At 50.3% G+C, this 21,465-nt stretch carries 26 protein-coding genes; 3 read left to right on the plus strand and 23 right to left on the minus strand.

From position 1 onward, the window contains the following. Window positions 1–673, plus strand: a 673-nt coding sequence (locus tag IT392_12855) for a primase C-terminal domain-containing protein (GenBank protein ID MCC6545364.1), incomplete at its 5' end; no start/stop codon positions are given. Continuing rightward, the gene (locus IT392_12860) at window positions 639–887 is read left to right on the plus strand and encodes a hypothetical protein (GenBank protein ID MCC6545365.1); all 249 of its coding nucleotides are present in this window, start codon (window positions 639–641) and stop codon (window positions 885–887) included. The genes IT392_12855 and IT392_12860, both read left to right, overlap by 35 nt. Window positions 888–954: 67 nt before the next feature. On the opposite strand, the gene IT392_12865 is transcribed toward IT392_12860, so the two are convergent. The 23 genes from IT392_12865 to IT392_12975 form a co-directional block, all read right to left on the minus strand. Then, window positions 955–1,707: a hypothetical protein gene (locus IT392_12865; protein ID MCC6545366.1), complete on the minus strand. Its 753-nt coding sequence runs from the start codon at window positions 1,705–1,707 to the stop codon at window positions 955–957. Between the two features lie 277 nt (window positions 1,708–1,984). After that, window positions 1,985–2,632 carry a methyltransferase domain-containing protein gene (locus IT392_12870; GenBank protein MCC6545367.1) on the minus strand — a complete coding sequence of 216 codons (648 nt, stop codon included), beginning with the start codon at window positions 2,630–2,632 and terminating at the stop codon, window positions 1,985–1,987. 4 nt (window positions 2,633–2,636) lie between these two features. Further along, complete coding sequence (locus IT392_12875; GenBank protein MCC6545368.1) at window positions 2,637–5,015, minus strand: heavy metal translocating P-type ATPase; 2,379 nt, start codon at window positions 5,013–5,015, stop codon at window positions 2,637–2,639. Between the two features lie 51 nt (window positions 5,016–5,066). Then, window positions 5,067–5,204, minus strand: coding sequence for a hypothetical protein (locus tag IT392_12880; protein MCC6545369.1), 138 nt, complete (start codon window positions 5,202–5,204; stop codon window positions 5,067–5,069). 38 nt (window positions 5,205–5,242) lie between these two features. Beyond that, a complete protein-coding gene (locus IT392_12885; protein MCC6545370.1) occupies window positions 5,243–5,920 on the minus strand; it encodes a hypothetical protein in 678 nt (225 codons plus the stop codon). A gap of 44 nt (window positions 5,921–5,964) precedes the next feature. Further along, complete coding sequence (locus tag IT392_12890; GenBank protein ID MCC6545371.1) at window positions 5,965–7,230, minus strand: porin; 1,266 nt, start codon at window positions 7,228–7,230, stop codon at window positions 5,965–5,967. 137 nt (window positions 7,231–7,367) lie between these two features. Continuing rightward, window positions 7,368–7,682, minus strand: a complete 315-nt coding sequence (locus IT392_12895; GenBank protein ID MCC6545372.1) for a hypothetical protein — start codon at window positions 7,680–7,682, stop codon at window positions 7,368–7,370. Window positions 7,683–7,687: 5 nt separating this feature from the next. Further along, window positions 7,688–9,052 (minus strand): MBL fold metallo-hydrolase, encoded by a 1,365-nt coding sequence (locus IT392_12900; GenBank protein ID MCC6545373.1) that lies wholly within the window; start codon window positions 9,050–9,052, stop codon window positions 7,688–7,690. 32 nt (window positions 9,053–9,084) lie between these two features. After that, on the minus strand, window positions 9,085–9,669 hold the full coding sequence (locus tag IT392_12905; protein ID MCC6545374.1) for a hypothetical protein: 585 nt from the start codon (window positions 9,667–9,669) through the stop codon (window positions 9,085–9,087). Between the two features lie 5 nt (window positions 9,670–9,674). Then, window positions 9,675–10,238 carry an isoprenylcysteine carboxylmethyltransferase family protein gene (locus IT392_12910; protein ID MCC6545375.1) on the minus strand — a complete coding sequence of 188 codons (564 nt, stop codon included), beginning with the start codon at window positions 10,236–10,238 and terminating at the stop codon, window positions 9,675–9,677. A gap of 14 nt (window positions 10,239–10,252) precedes the next feature. Then, window positions 10,253–10,645: a hypothetical protein gene (locus IT392_12915; protein MCC6545376.1), complete on the minus strand. Its 393-nt coding sequence runs from the start codon at window positions 10,643–10,645 to the stop codon at window positions 10,253–10,255. A gap of 61 nt (window positions 10,646–10,706) precedes the next feature. After that, window positions 10,707–11,327: a hypothetical protein gene (locus tag IT392_12920; protein MCC6545377.1), complete on the minus strand. Its 621-nt coding sequence runs from the start codon at window positions 11,325–11,327 to the stop codon at window positions 10,707–10,709. Between the two features lie 40 nt (window positions 11,328–11,367). Beyond that, window positions 11,368–13,026: an AarF/ABC1/UbiB kinase family protein gene (locus tag IT392_12925; GenBank protein MCC6545378.1), complete on the minus strand. Its 1,659-nt coding sequence runs from the start codon at window positions 13,024–13,026 to the stop codon at window positions 11,368–11,370. Between the two features lie 117 nt (window positions 13,027–13,143). Beyond that, the gene (locus tag IT392_12930; protein ID MCC6545379.1) at window positions 13,144–13,872 is read right to left on the minus strand and encodes a hypothetical protein; all 729 of its coding nucleotides are present in this window, start codon (window positions 13,870–13,872) and stop codon (window positions 13,144–13,146) included. 128 nt (window positions 13,873–14,000) lie between these two features. Further along, window positions 14,001–14,354 carry a hypothetical protein gene (locus IT392_12935; GenBank protein ID MCC6545380.1) on the minus strand — a complete coding sequence of 118 codons (354 nt, stop codon included), beginning with the start codon at window positions 14,352–14,354 and terminating at the stop codon, window positions 14,001–14,003. Between the two features lie 91 nt (window positions 14,355–14,445). Further along, the gene (locus IT392_12940; protein ID MCC6545381.1) at window positions 14,446–14,787 is read right to left on the minus strand and encodes a YHS domain-containing protein; all 342 of its coding nucleotides are present in this window, start codon (window positions 14,785–14,787) and stop codon (window positions 14,446–14,448) included. A 37-nt stretch (window positions 14,788–14,824) separates the two neighbouring features. Next, complete coding sequence (gene ftsH / locus IT392_12945; protein MCC6545382.1) at window positions 14,825–16,672, minus strand: ATP-dependent zinc metalloprotease FtsH; 1,848 nt, start codon at window positions 16,670–16,672, stop codon at window positions 14,825–14,827. Between the two features lie 291 nt (window positions 16,673–16,963). Then, a complete protein-coding gene (locus tag IT392_12950; GenBank protein MCC6545383.1) occupies window positions 16,964–17,644 on the minus strand; it encodes an isoprenylcysteine carboxylmethyltransferase family protein in 681 nt (226 codons plus the stop codon). Beyond that, a complete protein-coding gene (locus IT392_12955) occupies window positions 17,638–17,880 on the minus strand; it encodes a DUF2933 domain-containing protein (protein MCC6545384.1) in 243 nt (80 codons plus the stop codon). Before IT392_12955 ends, IT392_12950 begins: the two co-directional genes overlap by 7 nt. 118 nt (window positions 17,881–17,998) lie before the next feature. Then, window positions 17,999–19,243 carry a site-2 protease family protein gene (locus IT392_12960; protein ID MCC6545385.1) on the minus strand — a complete coding sequence of 415 codons (1,245 nt, stop codon included), beginning with the start codon at window positions 19,241–19,243 and terminating at the stop codon, window positions 17,999–18,001. Between the two features lie 154 nt (window positions 19,244–19,397). Continuing rightward, window positions 19,398–19,571 carry a hypothetical protein gene (locus IT392_12965; protein ID MCC6545386.1) on the minus strand — a complete coding sequence of 58 codons (174 nt, stop codon included), beginning with the start codon at window positions 19,569–19,571 and terminating at the stop codon, window positions 19,398–19,400. A 45-nt stretch (window positions 19,572–19,616) separates the two neighbouring features. Continuing rightward, the gene (locus IT392_12970; protein MCC6545387.1) at window positions 19,617–20,066 is read right to left on the minus strand and encodes a hypothetical protein; all 450 of its coding nucleotides are present in this window, start codon (window positions 20,064–20,066) and stop codon (window positions 19,617–19,619) included. A gap of 666 nt (window positions 20,067–20,732) precedes the next feature. Then, window positions 20,733–20,888: a hypothetical protein gene (locus IT392_12975; protein ID MCC6545388.1), complete on the minus strand. Its 156-nt coding sequence runs from the start codon at window positions 20,886–20,888 to the stop codon at window positions 20,733–20,735. 212 nt (window positions 20,889–21,100) lie between these two features. Here IT392_12975 and IT392_12980 point away from each other — a divergent pair. After that, on the plus strand, window positions 21,101–21,465 hold a 365-nt coding region (locus tag IT392_12980; protein MCC6545389.1), incomplete at its 3' end, for a hypothetical protein.

A 21,465-nucleotide genomic window follows, 5' to 3' on the forward strand; every position in this document is an offset into this window, starting at 1 on the left:
CATTGCACGGGGAGTGCTGAAGAAGGCCAGCGTACAAGCAGAGATCTTTCCCAAGCAGGATGACCTGCCACAAAACGGACTGGGCAACTTCATCTGGCTTCCGCTATCAGGAGAGTCGGTCAAGGGAGGACGGACTCTCTTTGTGAATCCTGTATCCCTCAAACCCTATCCGGACCAGTGGACTTACCTTGCAAGCAGTCGCAGGCTTTCGGGTCAAGATGTCTCGGAAATCTTAAGGATGAAGGGATTAGGCATGGAGATTTTGGAAGGGAAATCTCCGGGAAAAGGTAGGAATGGCAGCTTAAAGATATATCAGGGCGACCTGCTCCCATGCGCCCAGCGGATGCTGGAGGGGGTAAGTGCGGGCTGCCGGGATGTGGCCACCTTCCGGTTGGCTATTCATCTAAAGTCCAGAGGCTATACCCTGCAACAGGCGGAAGAACTTCTCCAGACATGGAATGCTACAAGGAACAGGCCACCTCTCGAAGCGGGGATCATTACGGTCAAGGTCCACTCAGCCTATAGTCACGGCTACACCGGCTACGGGTGCGAGGATCCCCTGGTTATTCCATTCTGTGAAGGGTCTTGCCTGATCAAAAAGAAGGAGTTCGCAGGCCTGATGGTCGCTGAGAGAGGATATGATGAAAAAGATAATAGTGAAGAAAAACGGTAAGAGAAGTAAGAACAACGGACGCCAACTCACCTGCCCTCACTGCGGCGCCGGGGCGGATGGCAATACCGTGGGCCTTTACTGGGACTTTCAAGAGTATTGCTGGAAGTGCGTCATCTGTGGCTACCGGGAATATGAACATGCATCTCGAAGCAAAAGCATGAAAGAACTGGAACAGGAACTGTTGTTAGATCAGATTATGGATTCCCTTGATTGAATTGCAGACTATCCTTTGAGCAACAACTTCTTTATCCTCTCTACTAGTATTATATCCTCGGCCTCCCCTACTGGATCATCTGGAAGAGCGCCTGATGAACGGAGGGTTTCATACTGCTCATCAGTACACACATGACCCGGCGCCCCCACCCGCTCCACGGTATCAAGATACTCTTTGATCTCCCAGGGCTGGAATATCTCTTTGATTCCGGCAATGAATTTGGGGAGTTCCTCAGCAAATTCAGGGCGTATTTCAGGTTGATCTCAAGATCAGGAGTTACGGCGTAATCCGCCTTTGCCAAAAATCCTCCGACACCTTTATCATTGTCCTTTCCAATAGTAGCCTCCCCTCTCAGGATAAGAGAGCCGTGATACCATGTCAGGTCAATACCGAGGAGCCTCTCATAAAGACTATCCGCCCCTGTTTCGTTGCGGATAAAAGAACCTTCCTCCATAAGGACTCTTCCGTTTAATATCGAAAGCCCGATGTTTACATCATCCCCCTGCCAGCCTATCCTCCCCGTGAAGAGCTTGTTGTCGTCCACATCGGAAAGCCTCTCCCTTCCGACACCCTGGCTGACGGAGACGGCATAATCCATGTCCCTGACAAATCCCAGCAACTCAACGCCCGTATCAAGCTTTATCCCAAGGCTTAGAGGTTCCAGCGTCCGCAAGACAAGTCTTTCCGTGTCGTAATCGGCCAGCAGGCCGAAGGGGAGGATATAGTGGCCTGCCCTGATGTTCCACTTACCAAGAGGCCCCTTGTACTGGAGGTAGGTCTGATACGGCTGTATCTTTTCGAAATTTCGAGCGTGGAACAATGATCAGGACTTTTACTCTCATCGTTATTGCGTTCATCACAGCATGATTTTTCTACCTTCTCTGGATGTACTGCAGAGATAGCCGTTGACAGGCCAGTGAACATGAAAACAACGGCTATAAGAACTACAAAAGAAACGATTTTGGGAAGGGCTATCTTCCTCGATTTTAAATATTCCTCAATTTCAATTAGCAAGTCAATCGGCAAAAAAATAGGCAAAAAAATCACTTTTTTTACAGATTTTTTTACAGGATAAATGCAGGATTGATTTTTACCGCTCACTCCTGTGGCTTATGTGCCAGCCAGAAACTTACAATGCCTGCCCAGTGCCCCACTGTTTCTACCGGATAGAACCCGGCCTCTAGGAAATAGCCAATCAGCCTGCCGGTAAAGTGGTCTTTTGTGAATGGACCGCGTAAGAATAGCAGCGGCCAGATGAAAAACCACCATAAAGGATTGGAGGGACGGCTGATATCTACAACCAGCAAACGGCCGCCGGGCTTCAGAACACGATAGACCTCGGCCAGCCCTTTAAACTTAAGGTCTGGCGGCAGGTGATGGATCATGAAGCTGGAAAGGACGCAATCAAAACGGTCGTCCTCAAAGGGAAGATTTTCAATAGCGTCCAGCCTGAACTCGGCTCGACTCCTCTCCTGTGCGGTATTATTTCTCGCAATAGCGATCATCTTCGGTCCCGGGTCTATCCCGATAACCTGTCCCGTTGGACCTACAACATCGGCTGCGAGACGTGTTAATACCCCTGTGCCGCATCCAACATCGAGGACCTGCTCCCCGGCTTTTAGGCCGGCATATCGTAAGGTGGTATTCCGAAATGTGGGGCCGATCCCGATCTTGGGGCAGCCCCAGTCGTAGATGGGGGCGAGCCAGTCAAGCAACATACCGCGCGTATGGGGAACAGGTTCCATCAAGTTAATCAACCCCTATCTTGAGCGCCTTTAGTGTAGCGGAATTGGCGACAACTGAAAGAGAACTTAGCGCCATGGCAGCGGCGGCAATGATCGGGTTTAAGAAACCCAACGCCGCTATCGGAATCCCGATGGAGTTGTATATGAAGGCCCAGAAGAGGTTCTGCTTTATCTTTCTCATAGTCCCCCTGGATAACCTTATCCCAGCGACCACATCCCTGACATCGTCCTTTATCAAGATGATGCCGCCTGTCTCCTTGGCCACATCCGAGCCGCTCCCGATGGCGATCCCGATATCCGCCTGGGCCAGGGCCGGGGCATCGTTTATTCCGTCGCCGACCATGGCCACCACCTTACCGGTTCCCTGTAGACCCTTTATGACGCCTGCCTTCTCCCCCGGAAGGACATTGGCGATAACATTGTCTATCCCTGTCTGCTTTGCGATTGCCTTTGCCGTCCGCTCATTGTCGCCAGTGAGCATGATGACCTCCACCCCCTCTTTCTTAAGGGCTTTAATGGCCGCAATGGAACTCTCTTTAAGGGTGTCCGCTACCGCGATGATTCCAATGATATTTTTCCCGGATGCAATAAGCATGGCGGTCTTCCCCTGCTCTTCAAGGTTTCTCAGACTATCCTCAAGACCTTCTATAGCGATCCCGCTCTCCTTCATCAGTTTTCTATTCCCCATGTGGATCGACTCGCCTTGATAACCGATCTTTACCCCGTGGCCAGGTATAGCCTCGAAGGATTCGGGATCAGGGATCTCCAACCCCCGCATCTTCGCCGCCTTTAAAATGGCCTCTCCAAGTGGATGCTCGGAACCCTTCTCAGCTATTGCGGCAAGTTGAAGAATCTCATCCTCACCAACATCTGATTTCTTATTTCTTACTTCTAACTTCTCACCTGCTACCTGCTCACTGCTCACTGCTGCCACGATAATATCCGTAACCGAGGGCTCCCCCTTCGTCAACGTCCCGGTCTTATCCAGTACCACGGTGGAGAGCTTTTGCGCCCTCTCCAGATATTCCCCTCCCCTGATCAAAATACCAGCCTCGGCGCCTTTACCGACACCGACCATCAATGCGGCTGGTGTGGCTATGCCGAGGGCGCACGGGCAGGAGATAATCAGGACGGCTATAAAGGCAAGGAGCCCCTGGGGAAAATTTCCGGTGATCCACCAGCCAAAAAAAGCAAGGAATGCCGTGATTACCACGGCAGGAACAAAATACCCGGTCACCTGGTCGGCGATCCTCTGGATAGGCGCGGAAGATGCCTGGGCCTCTTCCACCATCTTGATGATTTGACTCAAGGTCGTCTCCACCCCAACCCGGGTGGCCCTGAACTTGAGCATCCCGACCTTGTTGATCGTGGCGCCGATGACTTCATCCCCCGCCTTCTTTTCCACAGGGATGCTCTCGCCTGTGATCATCTTTTCATCCACGGCGGATGAGCCCTCGATCACAACGCCGTCCGTAGGGACCTTCTCGCCGGGCCTGACAACGACCACATCGTCTATCTGAACAAACTCCGCCGGGATCTCCATCTCCTCCCCGCTTCTGATGACATGAGCCGTCTGGGGTTTTAAGTCCATCAGCTTCCTGACAGCCGCCGAAGACTTCTTCTTGATGATCTCTTCCATATATTTCCCGAGGAGGACAAAGGCGATAATGACCGCTGAAACCTCGAAGTATACATCCCTTTCCGCAACCTTCACAGGTAGGATGTCCGGGGCAAAGATCACGATGACCGAATAGATATAGGCAACGCTTGTCCCGAGGGCGATCAGGAAGTCCATATTGATCATCCGGTTCTTGACTGCATTGTAGGAACCCTTATAGAAACTCCAGCCGCCTATGAACTGGACCGGGGTGACCAGGAGGAAGAGCCACATCCCCCAGGTAAACCAGGGGAGCTGCGGTATGGGCGCCCAGGTGACAATCGTTGCCCCTGCCGCAAGACCGAGGAAAAAGGCCGCCCTGAGAATGGCGAGGGCCAGGACGCCAAAGAGGGCGATCGTCACCCTCTTTTTCATCTTTTTAAGCTCTTCCTCCGGGGCTTCAAAGGTCCTCAGGCACCCCTCGCTGCAGAAGTAGTAGGTCCTCCCCCCTAACTCCTTTCGCAGAGACTTCTGCTTGTCCACCACCATCCCGCAGATCGGGTCCTTGGCCGTCTCTGTGGCGCCGGGGCCGGCGGCCATCATCCTTTTCGCTCCCTCTCCCTTTGGGAGAGGGGTGAGGTGAGGCCTGATAGATGCATCAGGATCAGCGTCAAAGCGCTCCTTGCACGGAAGGGAACAGAAGTAGATCGTCTCACCCTGATAGGTGCTCTTCCCGACCGCACTATCGGGTTCTACATCCATCCCGCATACAGGATCTTTTGCCATCCTATCTTCTCCGACCTATAAGTAGTTACTTCCAGAAGGGTTCCTAGTTTTTTACCGGAATAATTTGATACCCTGGAAGAGTCCACAATCAACCAGGATATTCAGTTCCGGCGTCTTGAGCCGATGTTTTGAACCGGTTATGGTCCTTGCCGCCCCGATGCATTGCAGTGATACTTTATTTGACAGCATAAATCTTCCTGAGGAGTTCACGCAAAAGATGACAACTTTTATTTCTTTATCTCAAACCTGAAGACCCTCTCTTTGACCCCCACCACATCTTTTATCACCAGTTCAATAGCCTTTAACCGGGAGATATCCACCCCTTTAAATCTGAGAATTCCGGCCCTGTGATGGCCTGAACCGGAAGGGGATTCCATAACAGGGATGCCATATTCCTTGCCTGTATCATCTCGCAGAGATGCCATATTTTCCAGCTTATACTGTTCGAGATCCACGCTGTGCGTATCCAGCTTGATCTCAAAGGCAGGACCGCCTTCCCCGGGGTTTAGATAGGTGACGGCAATGGTTACACCGCCTGCTTCATCACTTTTTGAGATAGGTCCAGACCTTGTTGCCTCACTCATCTTTTCATTTCCTGCACCTTTCAACGTTTCGTCATATCCCTTCATCATCCTCTCCATATGCTGCATCATCCCCTCTAACTTCTCCCTATCTTTCTCCTCTGACACAGTCCCTTTCATCATCCCCATCATCTCCTGCATCATCTCCATCATATTCCGCATCATACGCGGCATCATCTTGTGCATCTCCTCCATCCCCTTTTCATCCATAGAGTGGGATAGAGGCATCGTCTGATCCCCGTTCATTTCCTCTGCTGCAGAGAATGCAGGAACCAGCAATGCTACAAGGATAGCCACCATTACTATGTTTGTAAATTTCTTCATGGCAATTCCCTCCCTTTTATTATTACCTGCCATTCTGCTTCAAACTAAAAGGCATAACTGACCCTTGCCAGAAATTTCTCCTGCGTCGCCTCTTCTGACAGATTGAAATCTGCGTCTGTCTCCAGTTTGGAGTATTCAAAGAGGAACTTCGTATTCTCAGCAAAGAAGTAGCTCAGATTGACTGTTGCCTGGGTCTGATCCTTGCTGTTATCTTTATCTGTTACATTGTCCCACCTAAGGGCGGCTGTAAGCTGCGGCATCACAGGATAATCCGCCTCGATGAAATATCCCGTGAATTCCCGATCTTTTGAACTATCCATGGCATTAAACATCAGGGCCTCATCATAGCTGTCCTTCATCCACATGTACATACCGAGAACATTGAAACTATCATGGATGTTTGCATCTATGCTAACGGCGTATCGTGTAATGTCCGCATCGGGACCGGCTGCAATATTTGCAGGGTCGGTTACATCGGCAAGGACGTTCTTGCCATTGTACCCCAGTACTCCTATTGTATTTCCATTGCGGGTATAACGGATGTTCCCGTATATATCCTTCCTGTCGTTATTATCCGCCATGCTTCCCCTTCCATTGAGCAGGCTGACTCCATAGTGGAAACCCTGCGGGAGATTTCCTTTGATTTCAATGCCGGTCTGCGGGGTCATAAACATGAGACCGTTCATGAACTCCTCTGAACTCATGCCCATGGCCATAGGCATTGTATTGAAAATAAGATACTGACTCTCTGTCAGCCTCCGCATTGGCGAGACAGGAAGATCAATTTCTCTGACCCCAATAGCAACGTTTACATAACCCTCCGGTATCCTGTCAGGAAGCAGATCGTCTAAAATGACAAATGCCTGAAGATGTTCCCCTGACACTGCCTCCTGCAGTTCCGCAGCCTCAGAGGGTGTCTTCTCAAAGAGCTTCAGGTCTGTGTAATAGGAGACTTTCGGGACCAGTGTACCTCCTGCAAATAATCTGGCCTCCTCAAAGTCTATAGAGTTCCTGCTATCTTTTGTTGCACCTTCTTCAGCGTTTTCACTCTCCCAGCCTATATTGACAGCAGCAGAGATGGGAACAGCCTCCTGATAAATATATGTCCCCTTGTCGCCCGGCATACGATAGCCGTTCTCCCTGAAATGCCTTCCAAAGTCATTGAGCTTTGGAAAGGCTGCATGGCACGAACTGCAGGGCATGTTGTGTTTCCTCGCAAAGGTCGGAATAGCAGATGCGTCATTAGCCCAATTCAATAATACTAAATTACAGAGGAGAGTTGCCACAAACATCCATTTAATTTTCTTCATTCCATTTCTCCTTTCAAAAATTCCCCCCTATTTATATTCTACAAGTGGTAGAATGTCAAGAAGAAAAAGCAGGGAAAAATATCCAGTGCAATTTCACGCTTCTCTGACTGTGAGTCCCGGATTATCTTTTTAAAACATCACACTGGCCCTGACACCATATACAACGAATGCATCCCGGCTTTCTTTTCTTTCCTGTTCTCCCATGCGCTGAGCCTTAAGGCCCTTTCCCAGTTCGGGTCTCTTATCGTCATCTCATAGACGCCTGTCATTGTATCACCGCGCATGAGGGTGTCCATCCGCCGTATGATTTCTTTTCCAACTATAAGCTCGTCTGCGCTGACGATCTTTGGCGTGAACGTGAATAATGAACCGGCGAGAGCTATGACCAGCATTATTATCCATGATCCCTGTATATTTCTTTCCATATTAGTCCATTCGAAAGTCCAGTGCATACGGTTTACTCCAGCGTCCAGGTGGAGCCATCCCCGGGTACGACTATGTCCCACCCGAATGTATCCTTCAGGCGGCGCCGGAGGGAATCGGCCGCAGACGGCTCTCCGTGAGTTACAAAGACACGCTTCGGGGAGAGCTTGCCCTGCTGCAGCCAGACGATCAGCTCGGCATAGTCCGCGTGAGCAGAAAGGCCATGGACCTGAACCACACGTGCCCCTGCGGGTACGTACTGTCCATGGATCTTGATTGCGTCAGCGCCGTCAACGAGCGACCGTCCGCGTGTGCCTGCAGCCTGATAACCCACAAAGAAGACGGTATTTTTTTCTTCAGGCAGGAAACGGCGGAGGTGATAAAGAATCCGCCCTCCCGTTGCCATCCCGCTCGCCGAGATGACAATCATCGGATCGGAACGCCGGTCAATTGCCTTCGAGTCGTCGGGCGTCAGGGAGTATTTTGCCACATGGCACATTGCATGACATTCTGTTCCGGAAAGCCTGTGATCGTCCTTGTGGTCACAGAAGATAGCCGTTGCCTCAATAGCCATCGGGCTATCGAGAAAGACCGGAATATCCGGGATATGTCCCTTTTCCTGCAGCCGGGCCACCAGGTGCAGCAGATGCTGTGCGCGACCAACGGCGAAGGCCGGTACGAGAATCACTCCATTGCTCCGGACCGTCTCGTTCACCACCCGTGCGAGTGTCTCAGCGACATCCTCTACTGAATGCCGGCGGTCGCCGTACGTTGATTCGACTACGATGTAATCGGATGCAGGGGGTGGATCGGGTGGCTTCATGATCGGATCAACAGGCCTGCCGACATCGCCCGAGAATGTTATAGTGCTGTCGCCAATTTGCAGTGTGAGACAGGCAGACCCGAGGATATGACCGGCTCTGGTAAACCTTGCCAGGATATCCGGCGCGGGATTAAACTTCTCATAAAACGCTAGCGGAGTGATCTGGGAAAGACAGCGTTCGGCGTCATCACGTGTGTAGAGCGGTAGCGCCGGACGGTGCCTCGTATATCCCCACTTGTTTGCATGGCGAGCTTCCTCCTCCTGCAGATGACCGGAATCCGGAAGCAGGACCCCAAGCAGGTCGCGGGTCCCGCCCGTGCAATACACCCGCCCTCTGAAGCCTATACTACACAACCTGGGGAGATAGCCGGTATGGTCAATGTGTGCATGCGTCAGGATGACCGCATCGAGAGTTGCAGGATTGAAAGGTGGCTCCGACCAGTTGCGCTCCCGGAGTTTCTTGTATCCCTGAAACTGGCCGCAATCAACGAGAATGCGCACGCCGTCTGCCTCAACAAGATAGCGGGAACCGGTAACGGTTTCGGCGGCACCAAGAAAGGTGATTTTTGGCGTCATATTCTCCTCTTCCCTTTTCCCCCGGATATATTCTAATGCCCCGGTTCTCTTTCGATAATAAAAAATGCCTCTCTCGTCTCCCCATTTTCCAGCCTTATCAGCACATCAGCATGATATTTCCCGACATCAGAGAGATCAAAGTAGTTTCCATAGTCTGTTATGCCATTAATAGCCATTGACTCCAGCTTACGTGTTATCTTTCTTCCGTGAGGATCATGGACAGTCACTGTAACGAAGGCATTGGAAATCTCCTTTCCTGTTTTTTCATCCTCAAGGTGGATGAGTAGGTGGTGGGTCCCCGTTGGTCCACCATGCATCTCTATTGCATGATGTTTTTCAGGATGCTCTCTGATCTCCTGAACTGAAATTACACCCAGCATGACCTTAAGCCCATCTACCGTCTTTACCTCATGCTGAGCAGAGGCAGGTAGAATCCCTGAAAAGGAGATCAATGCTCCAATGCACAGGAATATTAAGCCGCTACTTCCCAATCTTCCCTTTCCTTTGCTGCGGACTGCACCGATCAATTTGGCCTTCCATTTGCTCCCATCCGACAGGGTAACATCGAGCCGCTCGGCATTTTCCACCACATGGTTGTTCGTTTTGAAAGACCGCATAATACTTACCTCCTTCGTTTTCTAAACCGGGGTACAAAGCGTGGCACTTCCTTCATATATTCACGATAGTCCGGCAGTCGTTGCACCAGGTCTACCTCTTCCAACCTGGCCTGGATGATAAGATAGCCTATTCCTAGGATGCAGGCCAATACCAGAGCCGATGTAGGCTTTAACAAACCGAGTCCAACAAAGACCAGAAATCCGCCGGTATAGATAGGATGCCGTACATAGGCATAAAGGCTGTGCCGCACCAGTGTATCAAGCACGGAAGGCATATGCGTGCGCCAGCCCAATACGATGTGCCCCCAGATCACAGGGACAAATCCGGCGCTGATCAGCAACAGACCCAGTGTTTGGATATCCCTTCCCGGGCTAAAAAGGAGGGGAGCCGGGGTAAGCCAGGCAAGGGCAAGACCCAGGAACCATAGGGGAATACCGAGGACATTTCGAAGGATCACGGTTGCCATCTGACCGCCTCGCTCACCCCACCGCCTTGAATAGGCAGCCGTAAAGGCGCTGGCCCATGTAAAGGCAATACCGATCAACAGTGGGATGAGAAACCGGTACATAGTTAAGGCACCTGCTATCTTGCAAACTCCCTGTCCACCATCTTTTTAATGGCTTGTACATCCTTGCCTTCTTTATAGAGTTCATAGGCCCTGATGGCCTCGTTCTGACATATATCACAAAAGGCTCCATGTTCATCTGTATAGCAGGACAAGAGGCTATTGTGGCCGGAGTGTTTCTGGCAATGACAATAACAATAGATATTATCCAGAACTGCCGGGATCTCCCTCGCAATCTGATACGTATAGGCGGTCTTTCCTTTGAAAAGGGCGGGTGAGAGAACGGGCCTTTTCTCACCCCCGATAGCCGTCGCTGCCAGAGAAGCTATGGCTGGCATAAGCCAGAACAGGAAGCCTGTCAAGATGATGACCCTCCTGATTACACCCGATGTTTTTGTGTCTCTTTTCATATGATCTTTCCTCCTTTGATGATCTGAGTTTGTTTCCGCCAATTTGTATTCTTTACCTTTGTTATTCTTTATCCGGGAGAAAAACAAGGGTTTTATCCGGCATCCTCCCTGATGTGTCTCTTAAAATCAGGGTTAAGCCTTTCGCTTCAGAAGGGATGGAAAATGTCAGGATGCCACGCCTATGAAATTCAGAAGACTGGTTTGACTCCTTCCAATCTGCGTTTTTGTATTCTATGCCATCTGCCCTCAGAACAACAAATCGTTTTAAGTCATAATCAAAGAGGTGACCGTTCGGGGAGTGCATCATCACGGTAAAGACTGCCTTCTTTTCCAAGTCAAAGCGCTCCTCGTAAATTTTATACAGGGAGTCCGGACTTTCCCCGGACTTTGCCTCTGCCTCTGCAAGTAATCTGAAAAATTTTCTGTCATTTAACGTGACATCCAGACGGTAGGTTGTCGTATTCAATTGCTGTGTCTGCCTCTGCCGGTAATGTGCAAACCTTTTTCCTCCCTCGGATTGCATGGCATCGAGACTAAAGAACGCAGCCCCTGGTACATCAGCTAAGGGAGGCTTGTGTTCTACAACCTCCATGTGCTGTTTTGTGCTGAATCTATAGGAGGCCACAATTATGATAGCAACAACTGCCAGCAATGCCACTATTCCCCATGACGCCCTGTTCATGTCCTTTCCTCCGTAGTTTTGTTATTAATGTCAGACATACTTATAATCTTCCTGATCTCAATATGGCCCATACAAGCCATAGTCCGAGAAATCCTGTCACAAGATAGCCAATAACCCCTATTGCAGGATAACCGAAAAGCATCGGTTCCATGTGAGTCTGCATGATGATGGATGAGCCAATGACGATAGAGGCCACCACAAGGGCAAAGGCGAGGCGGTTACCCGCCCTGTCTATGTGGCCTTCCATGTCTTCCAGACCCTCATGCCTGAGTTTATAGCCTGCCTTTCTCTCCTTTGTGTCCTGAATCAAAACCTGCAGCGCCCTAGGGATCTCCCTGGAAAGACTCTGCAGATCCATGAGGGACTTAATCAAGTCCCTGGCGATACGGCGGGGTCCAAGTCTTCGATTGATGAGAGTACTGGCATAGGGTCTCATACTTTCCACCAGGTTAAATTCGGGGTCAAGAGTCCTGACCATATACTCTACAGTCATAAACGCCTTTCCCAGAAGCAGCAGGCTTGAGATAACCCTTATATGGTGCCTCCTGCCGATGCGGATGGAGTTTTCCATCACCTCGGCAAAGGAAAATTCAGTGAGGGGGAGGTTATAATAATCTTCCACAAACTCAGCGAGATCTCTTTCAAAGGCATTTCTATTGACCTCTTCTCCAAGGATCCCGACCTTCAGGTAGATATCAACTATGCGGTCAATATCCTTATCGAGGAAGGCTATGAACCAGTCGGCGATATCCTCCATCATCTCCTGACTGAGGCTGCCCATCATGCCGAAATCATGGAAGCAGAGCCGGCCATCATCCAGCACAAAGATATTCCCGGGGTGGGGGTCCGCATGGAAAAAGCCATCTTCAAAAATCTGTTTTAAATAGGCGTCTGTTAAGTTCTTTGCCAGGACCTTCTTTTTGGACAGCAGCAGATCATCGAGTTCTGTTACCTTCTTCCCATGACTGCATTCCATAGTAAGAACCTCTTTAGAACAGAGCTCCTTTATAACCCCGGGGACAAAGACCGTCCTGGAGCCGGCAAAGTTGGCGCGAAACCGCTCTGCACTTCGCAACTCTATCTTGAAGTCCATCTCCTTGCTAATCGTTTTTCTAAACTCCTCCACAAGGCCGATAGGATCATAAAGTCTGCTCTCAGGAACGTATCTCACCAGTAGTTTAGCCAGGTTCTCGAGTATCCTTACGTCAGTCTCCACCTGCTGGTGTATCCCGGGCCGCTGGACCTTAACAACCACCTCCTGACCATCCGGAAGTTTCGCTAAATGAACCTGAGCGATAGAAGCCGCTGCCATGGGATCTTCGTTAAAGGAAAGGAAAATATCCTCTACGGACCTACCGAGGTCTTTCTTGATCAGTTCCTTTGCCTCTGTACCAGGGAATGGCGGGACTGTATCCTGGAGCCTCTGCAGCTCAACTATAAATTCTTCCGGCAGGATGTCCCTTCGCAGACTCAATACCTGTCCAAACTTGATGAAAGTGGTCCCCAGCTCCTCAAGGACATGGCGAAACCTTACCGCTGGAGTGGAGGGGATGCGGAGTCGCTTAAACCTGAAAAACCTCCGGCCAAAAGGGAGCCATTTTGCAAGCCTCAGGCGTTCCACGAGATGACCAAAGCCATACCGGGCCAGAACGGCAAGTATCTGCCGGAAACGGCCAATATCCTTATAAATGAAAGGCATTTTTTATTCTTTCTTTATCAGATCATTGCTTTGTCCGTCTTGTGAGCCGGTGCTATTCCCACACCTAAGAAGCCCACGATCATAAGCACGACCATAACTCCCATTACTACAGACATTTTATGCCTCCTCTCTTTCTCCTGATCCCTTCTTAAGCCACATCTCGTAGAGCGAGATGAATATCTGCGCCCCGAAGGCGAGGCCCATCAGACCGCCGCCGATAATCACTGTATAAGCAAAGGCCGGCTGGTATTTTGTAAACCACCAGGAGCCTATATCCACCCAGATAGCCAGAAAGGGTAAGGCTATGATAACACTCCGCAAATAGATATTGATCCCGCTCATGGAAAAGATCATGCCGGTCAGGATGAAGATGAAACTCATCCCGAAGAGGTGGATATGGGAAACGCGGGAGAGTGCCCGGATTGATTCCCCAAGGTCAACATCTGTAATGGCCTTCACCTCTTCATAGCTTGTAAGGGGGATTAATCCGAAACCAGGCCTGTGACAGACCACACAGTTTTGATCTAATACGGGCTTTATTTTTATAAAACCTTCCCCGGAAGCGCCCTCCTGAATCCAGCGAGCAATCTCCCTCTTCGCATCTTCCGTCAGTCTCTCTCCCATCACTCCTTTCAGGGCCTTCTCCAGGCGCGTGTTCCCCCTGGTCCCGTAATACTTGTGAATAGTCCCCTCCAACAGCCCCATCCCAGCCTCCCTGTGCGGACCGATATCAAGAAGGTAGAGGTAGAGGAGAGCAAACACATAGGCCATTCCTATCGTCAGGAGAAAGGAGCTAAAGAGTATCTTTACATGGATGGGCAGATTTTGTAAGCGGGTCATTTGCATGCCGTTCACGCTCTCTTCAGCACCCCGTATCTTGCCACCTGCAGCCAATGAAAGAGGCACCCTGAACCTTTTCTTCTTCTCCGGCAATTCATTTTTTCATGAATGGTTTTCACCCTTATGCCTATTCCCTACTTTCCCATTTTTCTCCTTCTCTCGATCTCTTCCACATTGCCGCAGCAGGGGGCAGTTCTTCCATGTTTGAGTTCTGCCTGCTCGTTCTCCTCCGTGAAATGGACCCAGCCCCTTTTGACTTTTTCTTTGAGGCTCTCATCCAATACAAACCCTGCCTCGATCAAGCGTCTCTCGATCTCCTCTTCCCTGCACTTGAGGAGGTTATACTCTACAAGACAGTCCCCCTTTTCCGCGTCGATCCTGACCCTGGTTACGCCCTGGATCTCGCTGATTTTTGCCTCCCATTCGGGCGCCCCGCCCCAGACTGGCGCCTGTTTGAATCGGATGTGGTGGTGTTTCAACGCGTCCATACGGTCACCTCCTTAATTTTGTCCTTCCCTCGATGGTCAGACTGTTCTACGGCATTTTCTACCATGCGTAGAATTACTATGCCACAAATTTTTATGAAAAACAAGAAAACCCCGATATTATCCCACGTTCGTCTTGTGAATCGCTGCCATTCCCTCTTTCAAACGCAGACTCTACCGGACAGTCAGGGCAGGGAGTCTCTCTATCCTTGTCATGTATTATCGACTCCTCCTTCATAACTTCCGTCAGTACAGACATTTTACATCTCCGTGCCCCGTATCTTTTCTGCCAACTCCTGCTCCTTAGGGACTCCAACGAATCCTCAAAGGCCCACTGGCACGAGGCGTAGCAGAAATAATACATTTTATCCTTGTATGTAATTTTAGAAGCTTTTTCTTCATCCACCTCCATCCCGCAAACAGGATCTTTAGCCATGACATCACCTCCTCCTTACGCATTTGCCAGTGTCTGCTCATGCATTCCGATTTGCCTTCATCTTCTCCAGCGTAGTTCGATCCACTACCTCCTTTTCCAGAAGAACTTTCGCCAGAGCTTCCAGTGTCATCCGCTTGCTGATCAGGGTCTCCTTCACGCGGGCATGAGCGTCGTCCAGGAGCTTTTTAACCTCCTCGTCGATCGCTTGGGCGGTCCGCTCGCTGTATTCCCTCTGCCCCTGAGGCATAGGGACGTTGAGGAACGTCGCCGACGGCTCTTTGAAGGTGGCCAGCCCCAGGGTTTCGCTCATTCCATACCTGGTGACCATGTGGCGAACCATGTCGGTAGCCCGCTGGAGATCATTCTGCGCCCCAGTGGAGACATCGCTAAAGACGATCTCCTCAGCTACCCGACCTCCCAATAGTACATCAAGACGATCCAGTAGCTCGGTTTTCTTCAGGAGGTACCGGTCCTCCGTGGGAAGCTGCTGGGTGTAACCCAGTGCTGCCACACCACGGGGGATGATGGAAATCTTCGAAACTTTGTCGGCATGAGAACGGGACTCAGCCACCAAGGCATGGCCTGCCTCATGATAGGCCACGGTCTTTTTTTCCATTGGATTCATCACCCTAGTCTTTTTCTCAAGGCCAGCCACGATTCGATCAATGGCTTCGTCAAAATCTGTCATTTCCACGCCGTTCTTGTTTTTTCGCGAAGCCAGAAGGGCCGCTTCATTCACCAGATTGGCCAGATCAGCCCCAACAAATCCAGGTGTCTTTGCAGCAATCACGGAAAGGTTTACATCCGGAGCAAGGGTCACATGCTTGGCATGGACACGGAGTATATTCTCCCTGCCTTTCAGGTCCGGCCTGTCGAGAGCCACATGCCGGTCAAAACGCCCGGGGCGCAGCAATGCCGGATCCAGAATTTCGGGCCGGTTGGTGGCGGACATAATGATGACACCTTTTTCCGTTTTGAATCCATCCATCTCCACCAGAAGCTGATTAAGCGTCTGCTCGCGCTCGTCGTGTCCTCCGATCGGGTTAAAACCCCTAACCTTTCCGAGGGCATCCAGTTCGTCAATGAAAATGATGCAGGGGGCCTTCTGCTGAGCTTGTGCGAAGAGGTCCCGCACACGGGCCGCCCCCACCCCTACAAACATTTCGACAAACTCCGAACCACTCATGCTAAAGAACGGGACTCCGGCTTCCCCGGCTACCGCCTTGGCAAGCAGAGTCTTGCCAGTTCCGGGAGCCCCCACAAGCAGAACCCCCTTGGGGATTTTCCCTCCGAGGCGGCAGTACCGCTGGGGATTTTTGAGAAACTCTACCACCTCCATCAGCTCTTCGCGCGCTTCATCTATGCCGGCCACATCGTCAAATGTCACTCCGGTCTGCTTCTCCATGTAGACCTTGGCCTTACTCTTACCAATCTCCAGCATACCACTGGCTGCCCCCATACGCTTGATGAGAACGCTCCACAGGGCGAAAAAGAAAACCGCGGGAAGAATCCAGGAGAGCAGGGTTGAGAACCAGGTGTTTTCCTCCCGGCCGGTAAAGCGCACGTTTGCGGCCTCCAACTCCTGGATCAGGGACAGGTCATTCACACGGACCGTTACGAAGCGGTGCTCTCCCTTGCCAAATTGCTTCAGCTTGTCAATCTTCTCTTTTGGAAGAAATCCCTCAAGCCCTTCCTTATTTAAGATCCCTGTAATGGTCCGTTCCCCCAGACTGAGATCCGACACCTTTCCGGCCTTCAGGAGCACCTTGAAATCGCTATAAGAGAGATTCTCGGCATGCGGTACAAACAGATAGGTCTGAAGCACAATCAGAATCAAAAGCGTGACCACAAAATACCAAAGAGAAAATTGTTGTTTCTTTTCCATTTCTCACACCTCCTGGCTAATCCTGCGCATTACCACGGGATAATGTCCATCTTATCTATTGGCTGCGGACAACAATAGGAGGCCAAGTCCAAGCAACTTCTTCCCCTCGGCGATCTGGGCAATGCCACCAAGGCCGAACGCAATCACTGCCACCCACATGAGCACGGTTCCCATCACTTTATTCCTTCCCGGCCTTGCCTGCCGGAGCCATCTCAACATCGAGTTCTTCGATAGGAAAGTCGCCAAGTGGTTGTACAATGATCCGGTGCTTCATGGTGACTCAACTCGCTCTTAATGATGACCGCCGCTTCTGGTATTGCGCTCCTGCGAACCGCCCCTGGAGCGGAGGTGTGGGAAAAAGCCAGGCGTGCGTGCCGCGTACCGTGCGTACTCGTCGCCGAACTTCGCCACAACCTCCCGCTCTTCCCGACGCGCCAAGCGTATGTACATAAAAACCAACACCGGAAACATGACTACCGTCAGCAGCGTCGGCCATTGCACAAGGAACCCGAACATGATGAGCACGAAGCCAGCGTACTGCGGATGGCGGATACTGGCGTACGGCCCCGTGGTCGCAAGTATATGGGTCTGCTGCGCCGCATACAGCACCCGCCAGGCGCTCGCGAGCACGGAGAAGCCGCCGCCGATGAAGATGAAACTCAGTATGTGAAACGGACCAAAATGAGGATTGGTGCGCCAGCCAAAGAGCATCTCCAGGAGGTGACCGGAATCGTGCGCGAACCAGTTAACGCCCGGATAGCGGCTCTGTAACCAGCCCGACAGCAGGTAAATCGTTAGCGGAAAACCGTACATCTCGGTGAATAGCGCAACGAGGAAGGCCGAGAAGGCGCCGAATGAACGCCAGTCCCGCGCCGTGTGCGGCTTGGTGAAGCTGAAGGCAAAAATGATAAAGATCAACGAATTGATAATCACCAGCGGCCAGAGTCCATATGCGGGCGCGTCACTCATGATTTATCCCTCCTATGGCCGGTATGTTTATCTCCATCGTGAGTACGGCGCCCTCCACGCCCCCAGTGCATCCAGAAATGCAGCACGAAAAACGCGAGCAGCAGCAGCCATGGCAATACACCAAAGAAATGCGCCCGGTGCTCCGTTAAAAGAAAGAAAGCAGCAATGCCAAGAAAGGCGAGGAGTGTCAGTCCCCAGCGCAATCCCCAGCGGCCATTTGTCTCGTGTGAAGTGTGCATTCGACCCTCCTATTGTTAAGTACAAAAAGGGCAAAGGCCAGGATGACAAGGGCCACACTGAACCTTTTCTCCTTCTCCGTTAATTCATTTTTAATGACTGCAGACATCTTCCACCCCCCTAAATATAAGGGCAATGTAGCCCAAGGGACCGGTAAAACACATGAGGCAGCGGCGACAGGATGAGAAAGAGCAGGACAAATGCTATAGCACCTATTACGACACGTTTACGGTCAAGTTCTGTTACGTCATTTATGGGTGGCATACCTTTGGCGCCTGAAAGGAAAAACACGAGTATTGCCCAGAATAACCATCCTGACCATACAAATATGCCGAGGATAATAATGGCGAAAAATGCCACGTGCGCAATAATCTCTGCCCTTTTTCTGCCAAATAACCCATGACTGATATGACCGCCGTCCAGTTGCCCTATGGGAAGCAGATTCAAGGCAGTTATCATCAGGCCGAGCCAGCCCGCAAAGGCGAGTGGATGCAACATTACTGTATGGCTCACGCTGATTGCATCCCCGAGAGAAAGCCTTGCAATAAAAGCTAAAAGCACAGAAGATGACAGGCTTACGCCGGCCTCACTGCCATCCTTAATAACCATAGAATACCTAAGCCCTATAAAGAGAATCGGGATGGCTACAATAAGACCTGCTATTGGCCCCGCAATCCCTGTATCAAAAAGGGCCTTTCTGTCTTTTACCAGCGATTTCATCTGGATAAGGGCGCCGAATGTCCCAAGGCCGAAGGGGATCGGTATAAAATAGGGAAATGTAGTAACGATACCGTGCCTTCTGGCAAGGATGTAATGGCCAAGTTCATGAATCCCAAGGATAGCCATTATCCCGAATGCGTAGGGAAGCCCGATGGTAAATTTTGATGGTTCTACCAGGAGGTTTACACCCTGATGTGAGGCGCCTGCCATAGTGGTTGTTACAATTGTGGCCATGAAAAGTAAAATATTTATCAAAGGATTGGATGCTGCTTTTGCCTTTTCGCCAATAGCCGCCTCATTCGTTGGTACAACAACGATAACAGGCCTTTCGTCGGAATCCTGCTGCAAAAACAACTGATACTTATTACCAAACTTATCTTTAAACCGCCCTGTTAATGTATCCAGTGCAACCGCCGGCTTTGCTTTCAGGTTGCCTTCAAACATTACCGTATCGCCAACAGTGCTGATACTATTCACAAAGAATACATCCCAGCTAAAAAGGCCTTCCATCGTCTTAATAATTGGGGCGGTTTGAGCCGTGATATCTGAAGGCTGCCCTTCTGCTTCTTTAACGACATCTTTCTCCGATGGCTCAGTTCCTTCCTTTTTCCCGCCTTTTTCACTGTAACCGATAAGGCGGAACAAGATCAGTGGGCATACAAACAGGATGAGTATAAACAGCCAGGGACTTATTTGGAAACCTAAGCCTGCAAGGACAAAAATTATAATTAAAGGCAAAAGACAGCAAAGAATAAAAAGCAGAGTACTTAGGGATTTCTTTTTGTCTTGCTGCTCGCTTTTACCCATGGTTATGCCCTCCGTGCTTTTCTTCGTCCTCTTTTTGCTCGCCCTTCTCAGGTTTTTTCTCACCATGCTCATGGTCACCACCACAGCATCCCATACCGCCGCCTCCACGGTGCATGAGGAACATGAATACGACGATAATGATAAGGAATATGATTGTTGAGTTCATACGCTTTTTTGTTAACGGATATCCATCCTGCTTACTATCACTTCATCAAAGGCCCTGGAAGAGTTTCAACAGTATCGCCGTCCCTTCAATCCCCTTTGCAATAATATATTGAATACTCTCTTGTGGTTCTTTGTCGTAGCCCTTTACCCTGACAATGGCATCATCTGTCTTGAGGTGTGAGAATTTATCCAGGAACCCGCTTGCCTGGATATTCTCTGTCACCTCTTTCACAAACTTCTCTGGGCAGGAGAGTATTGTAATCCCGCTAATACTGCCTTCTTTGTCATAGGCTACGGCAAGTTCGACGTCACCATGTTTGTATTCCATAGTTTGAATAAACAATGTCCCTAATAGGTCCCCTCCTTTACCCTTCGAGATATAATATGTGTAAACCCCTTCCGGAGGGGAATATCCCCACCTTTTTACTGCCTCATTGTATTTTTCTTTTTTTAATACTTCCTTCCTCTTAACGATCTTTCCCCCTTCTGGCAACATCGTCTTGAGGGCTTCCTTCTAATTCATGAAAATCTTTGTAGGTCCCGCATGCCCTTGATGTGCAAGTACCATTTCGCTTCTCATGATCTGAGCAGTTATTAAAAACAGAGCAAAGATAAGAGAGCAATACAAATATCTTTTTTGCATAAATCGCCTCCTCAAGGACTGATGAATTTAGAAGACACCATTATCTTACTTCGTATCTACAATTTTTGTCTCTCCTTCCGATTCATGACCCATCTTGTAATTTTCTTTCCTTATTTATATTCTACAGCATGTAGAATGTCAAGAAAAAAATAAGGGAGCAGGGCCTTATTTTCTATTCCCATAACTTCCCTCCTGCAAGATCATCTATCAAAATTCATAGCCAAAGGCACACCGGAACAGGTCCTGACTGACATTTGTGAGGCCGACCGCCCCGCCTAACTCTATCATCGCATTCTCCGTAGCATGGAACAATATATTTGGGGCCGTCTACTTGTGAAAATCCAGCCTGCTGAAAATAGCGGGCCAACCTGCCGGTGATATTGTCTTTTGTAAAGTTCGAAAATAGTAGCGGCCAGACGAAGATCCACCATAAGGAATTTGCCGGCATGCCGATAACAACTGCCAGCAAGCGCCTCCAGCAATTCTTAGTGAATATCGATAGAGATTGCTTCGCTTCGCTCACATGACGACCTTGAGTATCGCGATGTTATTGCGAGGAGCGATAGCAATGAGCAATCTCATGGAAAGTTCATCAAGAATTGCCGTGATCCGGATTCCTGCCATAAATCCCTCCCTTTTGTCCTTCTCAATATAGTTATCTCTCTGGGCCTTCATAGTATGCTCACATTAGAAATTAGCAATCGCTCTTTGACATTTTCAGATCTTCTGATGGCGGACGAGAAATGTCTTCTCCTTTCTCTCTTTCCCCCGCCCTCTCTCCGGCCAGGCCCCTTTGACCGGATAGCGCGGTGAACCTCCTTTCCCCCGGCGTTTTCTGAGTCTTTGGTACTCTGGCCGGAGAGAGGACGGGGGAAAGGAGGCAGCACATGGAGAAAACCAATAATTCATGGCTGAGGTCTTCGGGCGGTAAAACGCTGGAGACCGGAGAAGATAGTACTTACGGGGAGTCCGGAGGATCTGTCAGATCCACCCGGATTTCTCCAGAATGTCCTGAACCGAGGGTTCAGGAGAGATTTAAAGGCCGTCATGGGAAGCCACGGGAAGCTGGTGTTCCAGTGAGGGTCATTCCGGAAGAGACTGTAGGACAGCCTATCTGGGAGATGTTTGAAGGCCCGGATGAGCGTATCCTGACACGGGATCCTGAAACTGGTCTTGGCTACCTGAAGGACGGGTTTCAAGTGGTGGAGTTGGTAGAAGAAGCGGAGGAGCGTGCCGAGCGGTGGCTCAAGGC

The organism is Nitrospirota bacterium, assembly GCA_020846775.1.
Classification (GTDB): Bacteria; Nitrospirota; 9FT-COMBO-42-15; order HDB-SIOI813; family HDB-SIOI813; genus RBG-16-43-11.

Coding starts and splice junctions, on each gene's coding strand:
- IT392_12860 (MCC6545365.1), top strand. CDS start 639: ATGATGAAAAAGATAATAGTGAAGAAAAACGGTAAGAGAAGTAAGAAC.
- IT392_12870 (MCC6545367.1), bottom strand. CDS start 2,632: ATGGAACCTGTTCCCCATACGCGCGGTATGTTGCTTGACTGGCTCGCC.
- IT392_12875 (MCC6545368.1), bottom strand. CDS start 5,015: ATGGCAAAAGATCCTGTATGCGGGATGGATGTAGAACCCGATAGTGCG.
- IT392_12880 (MCC6545369.1), bottom strand. CDS start 5,204: ATGCTGTCAAATAAAGTATCACTGCAATGCATCGGGGCGGCAAGGACC.
- IT392_12885 (MCC6545370.1), bottom strand. CDS start 5,920: ATGAAGAAATTTACAAACATAGTAATGGTGGCTATCCTTGTAGCATTG.
- IT392_12890 (MCC6545371.1), bottom strand. CDS start 7,230: ATGAAGAAAATTAAATGGATGTTTGTGGCAACTCTCCTCTGTAATTTA.
- IT392_12895 (MCC6545372.1), bottom strand. CDS start 7,682: ATGCACTGGACTTTCGAATGGACTAATATGGAAAGAAATATACAGGGA.
- IT392_12900 (MCC6545373.1), bottom strand. CDS start 9,052: ATGACGCCAAAAATCACCTTTCTTGGTGCCGCCGAAACCGTTACCGGT.
- IT392_12905 (MCC6545374.1), bottom strand. CDS start 9,669: ATGCGGTCTTTCAAAACGAACAACCATGTGGTGGAAAATGCCGAGCGG.
- IT392_12910 (MCC6545375.1), bottom strand. CDS start 10,238: ATGTACCGGTTTCTCATCCCACTGTTGATCGGTATTGCCTTTACATGG.
- IT392_12915 (MCC6545376.1), bottom strand. CDS start 10,645: ATGAAAAGAGACACAAAAACATCGGGTGTAATCAGGAGGGTCATCATC.
- IT392_12920 (MCC6545377.1), bottom strand. CDS start 11,327: ATGAACAGGGCGTCATGGGGAATAGTGGCATTGCTGGCAGTTGTTGCT.
- IT392_12925 (MCC6545378.1), bottom strand. CDS start 13,026: ATGCCTTTCATTTATAAGGATATTGGCCGTTTCCGGCAGATACTTGCC.
- IT392_12930 (MCC6545379.1), bottom strand. CDS start 13,872: ATGCAAATGACCCGCTTACAAAATCTGCCCATCCATGTAAAGATACTC.
- IT392_12935 (MCC6545380.1), bottom strand. CDS start 14,354: ATGGACGCGTTGAAACACCACCACATCCGATTCAAACAGGCGCCAGTC.
- IT392_12940 (MCC6545381.1), bottom strand. CDS start 14,787: ATGGCTAAAGATCCTGTTTGCGGGATGGAGGTGGATGAAGAAAAAGCT.
- ftsH (MCC6545382.1), bottom strand. CDS start 16,672: ATGGAAAAGAAACAACAATTTTCTCTTTGGTATTTTGTGGTCACGCTT.
- IT392_12955 (MCC6545384.1), bottom strand. CDS start 17,880: ATGCACACTTCACACGAGACAAATGGCCGCTGGGGATTGCGCTGGGGA.
- IT392_12965 (MCC6545386.1), bottom strand. CDS start 19,571: ATGAACTCAACAATCATATTCCTTATCATTATCGTCGTATTCATGTTC.
- IT392_12970 (MCC6545387.1), bottom strand. CDS start 20,066: ATGTTGCCAGAAGGGGGAAAGATCGTTAAGAGGAAGGAAGTATTAAAA.
- IT392_12975 (MCC6545388.1), bottom strand. CDS start 20,888: ATGAAGGCCCAGAGAGATAACTATATTGAGAAGGACAAAAGGGAGGGA.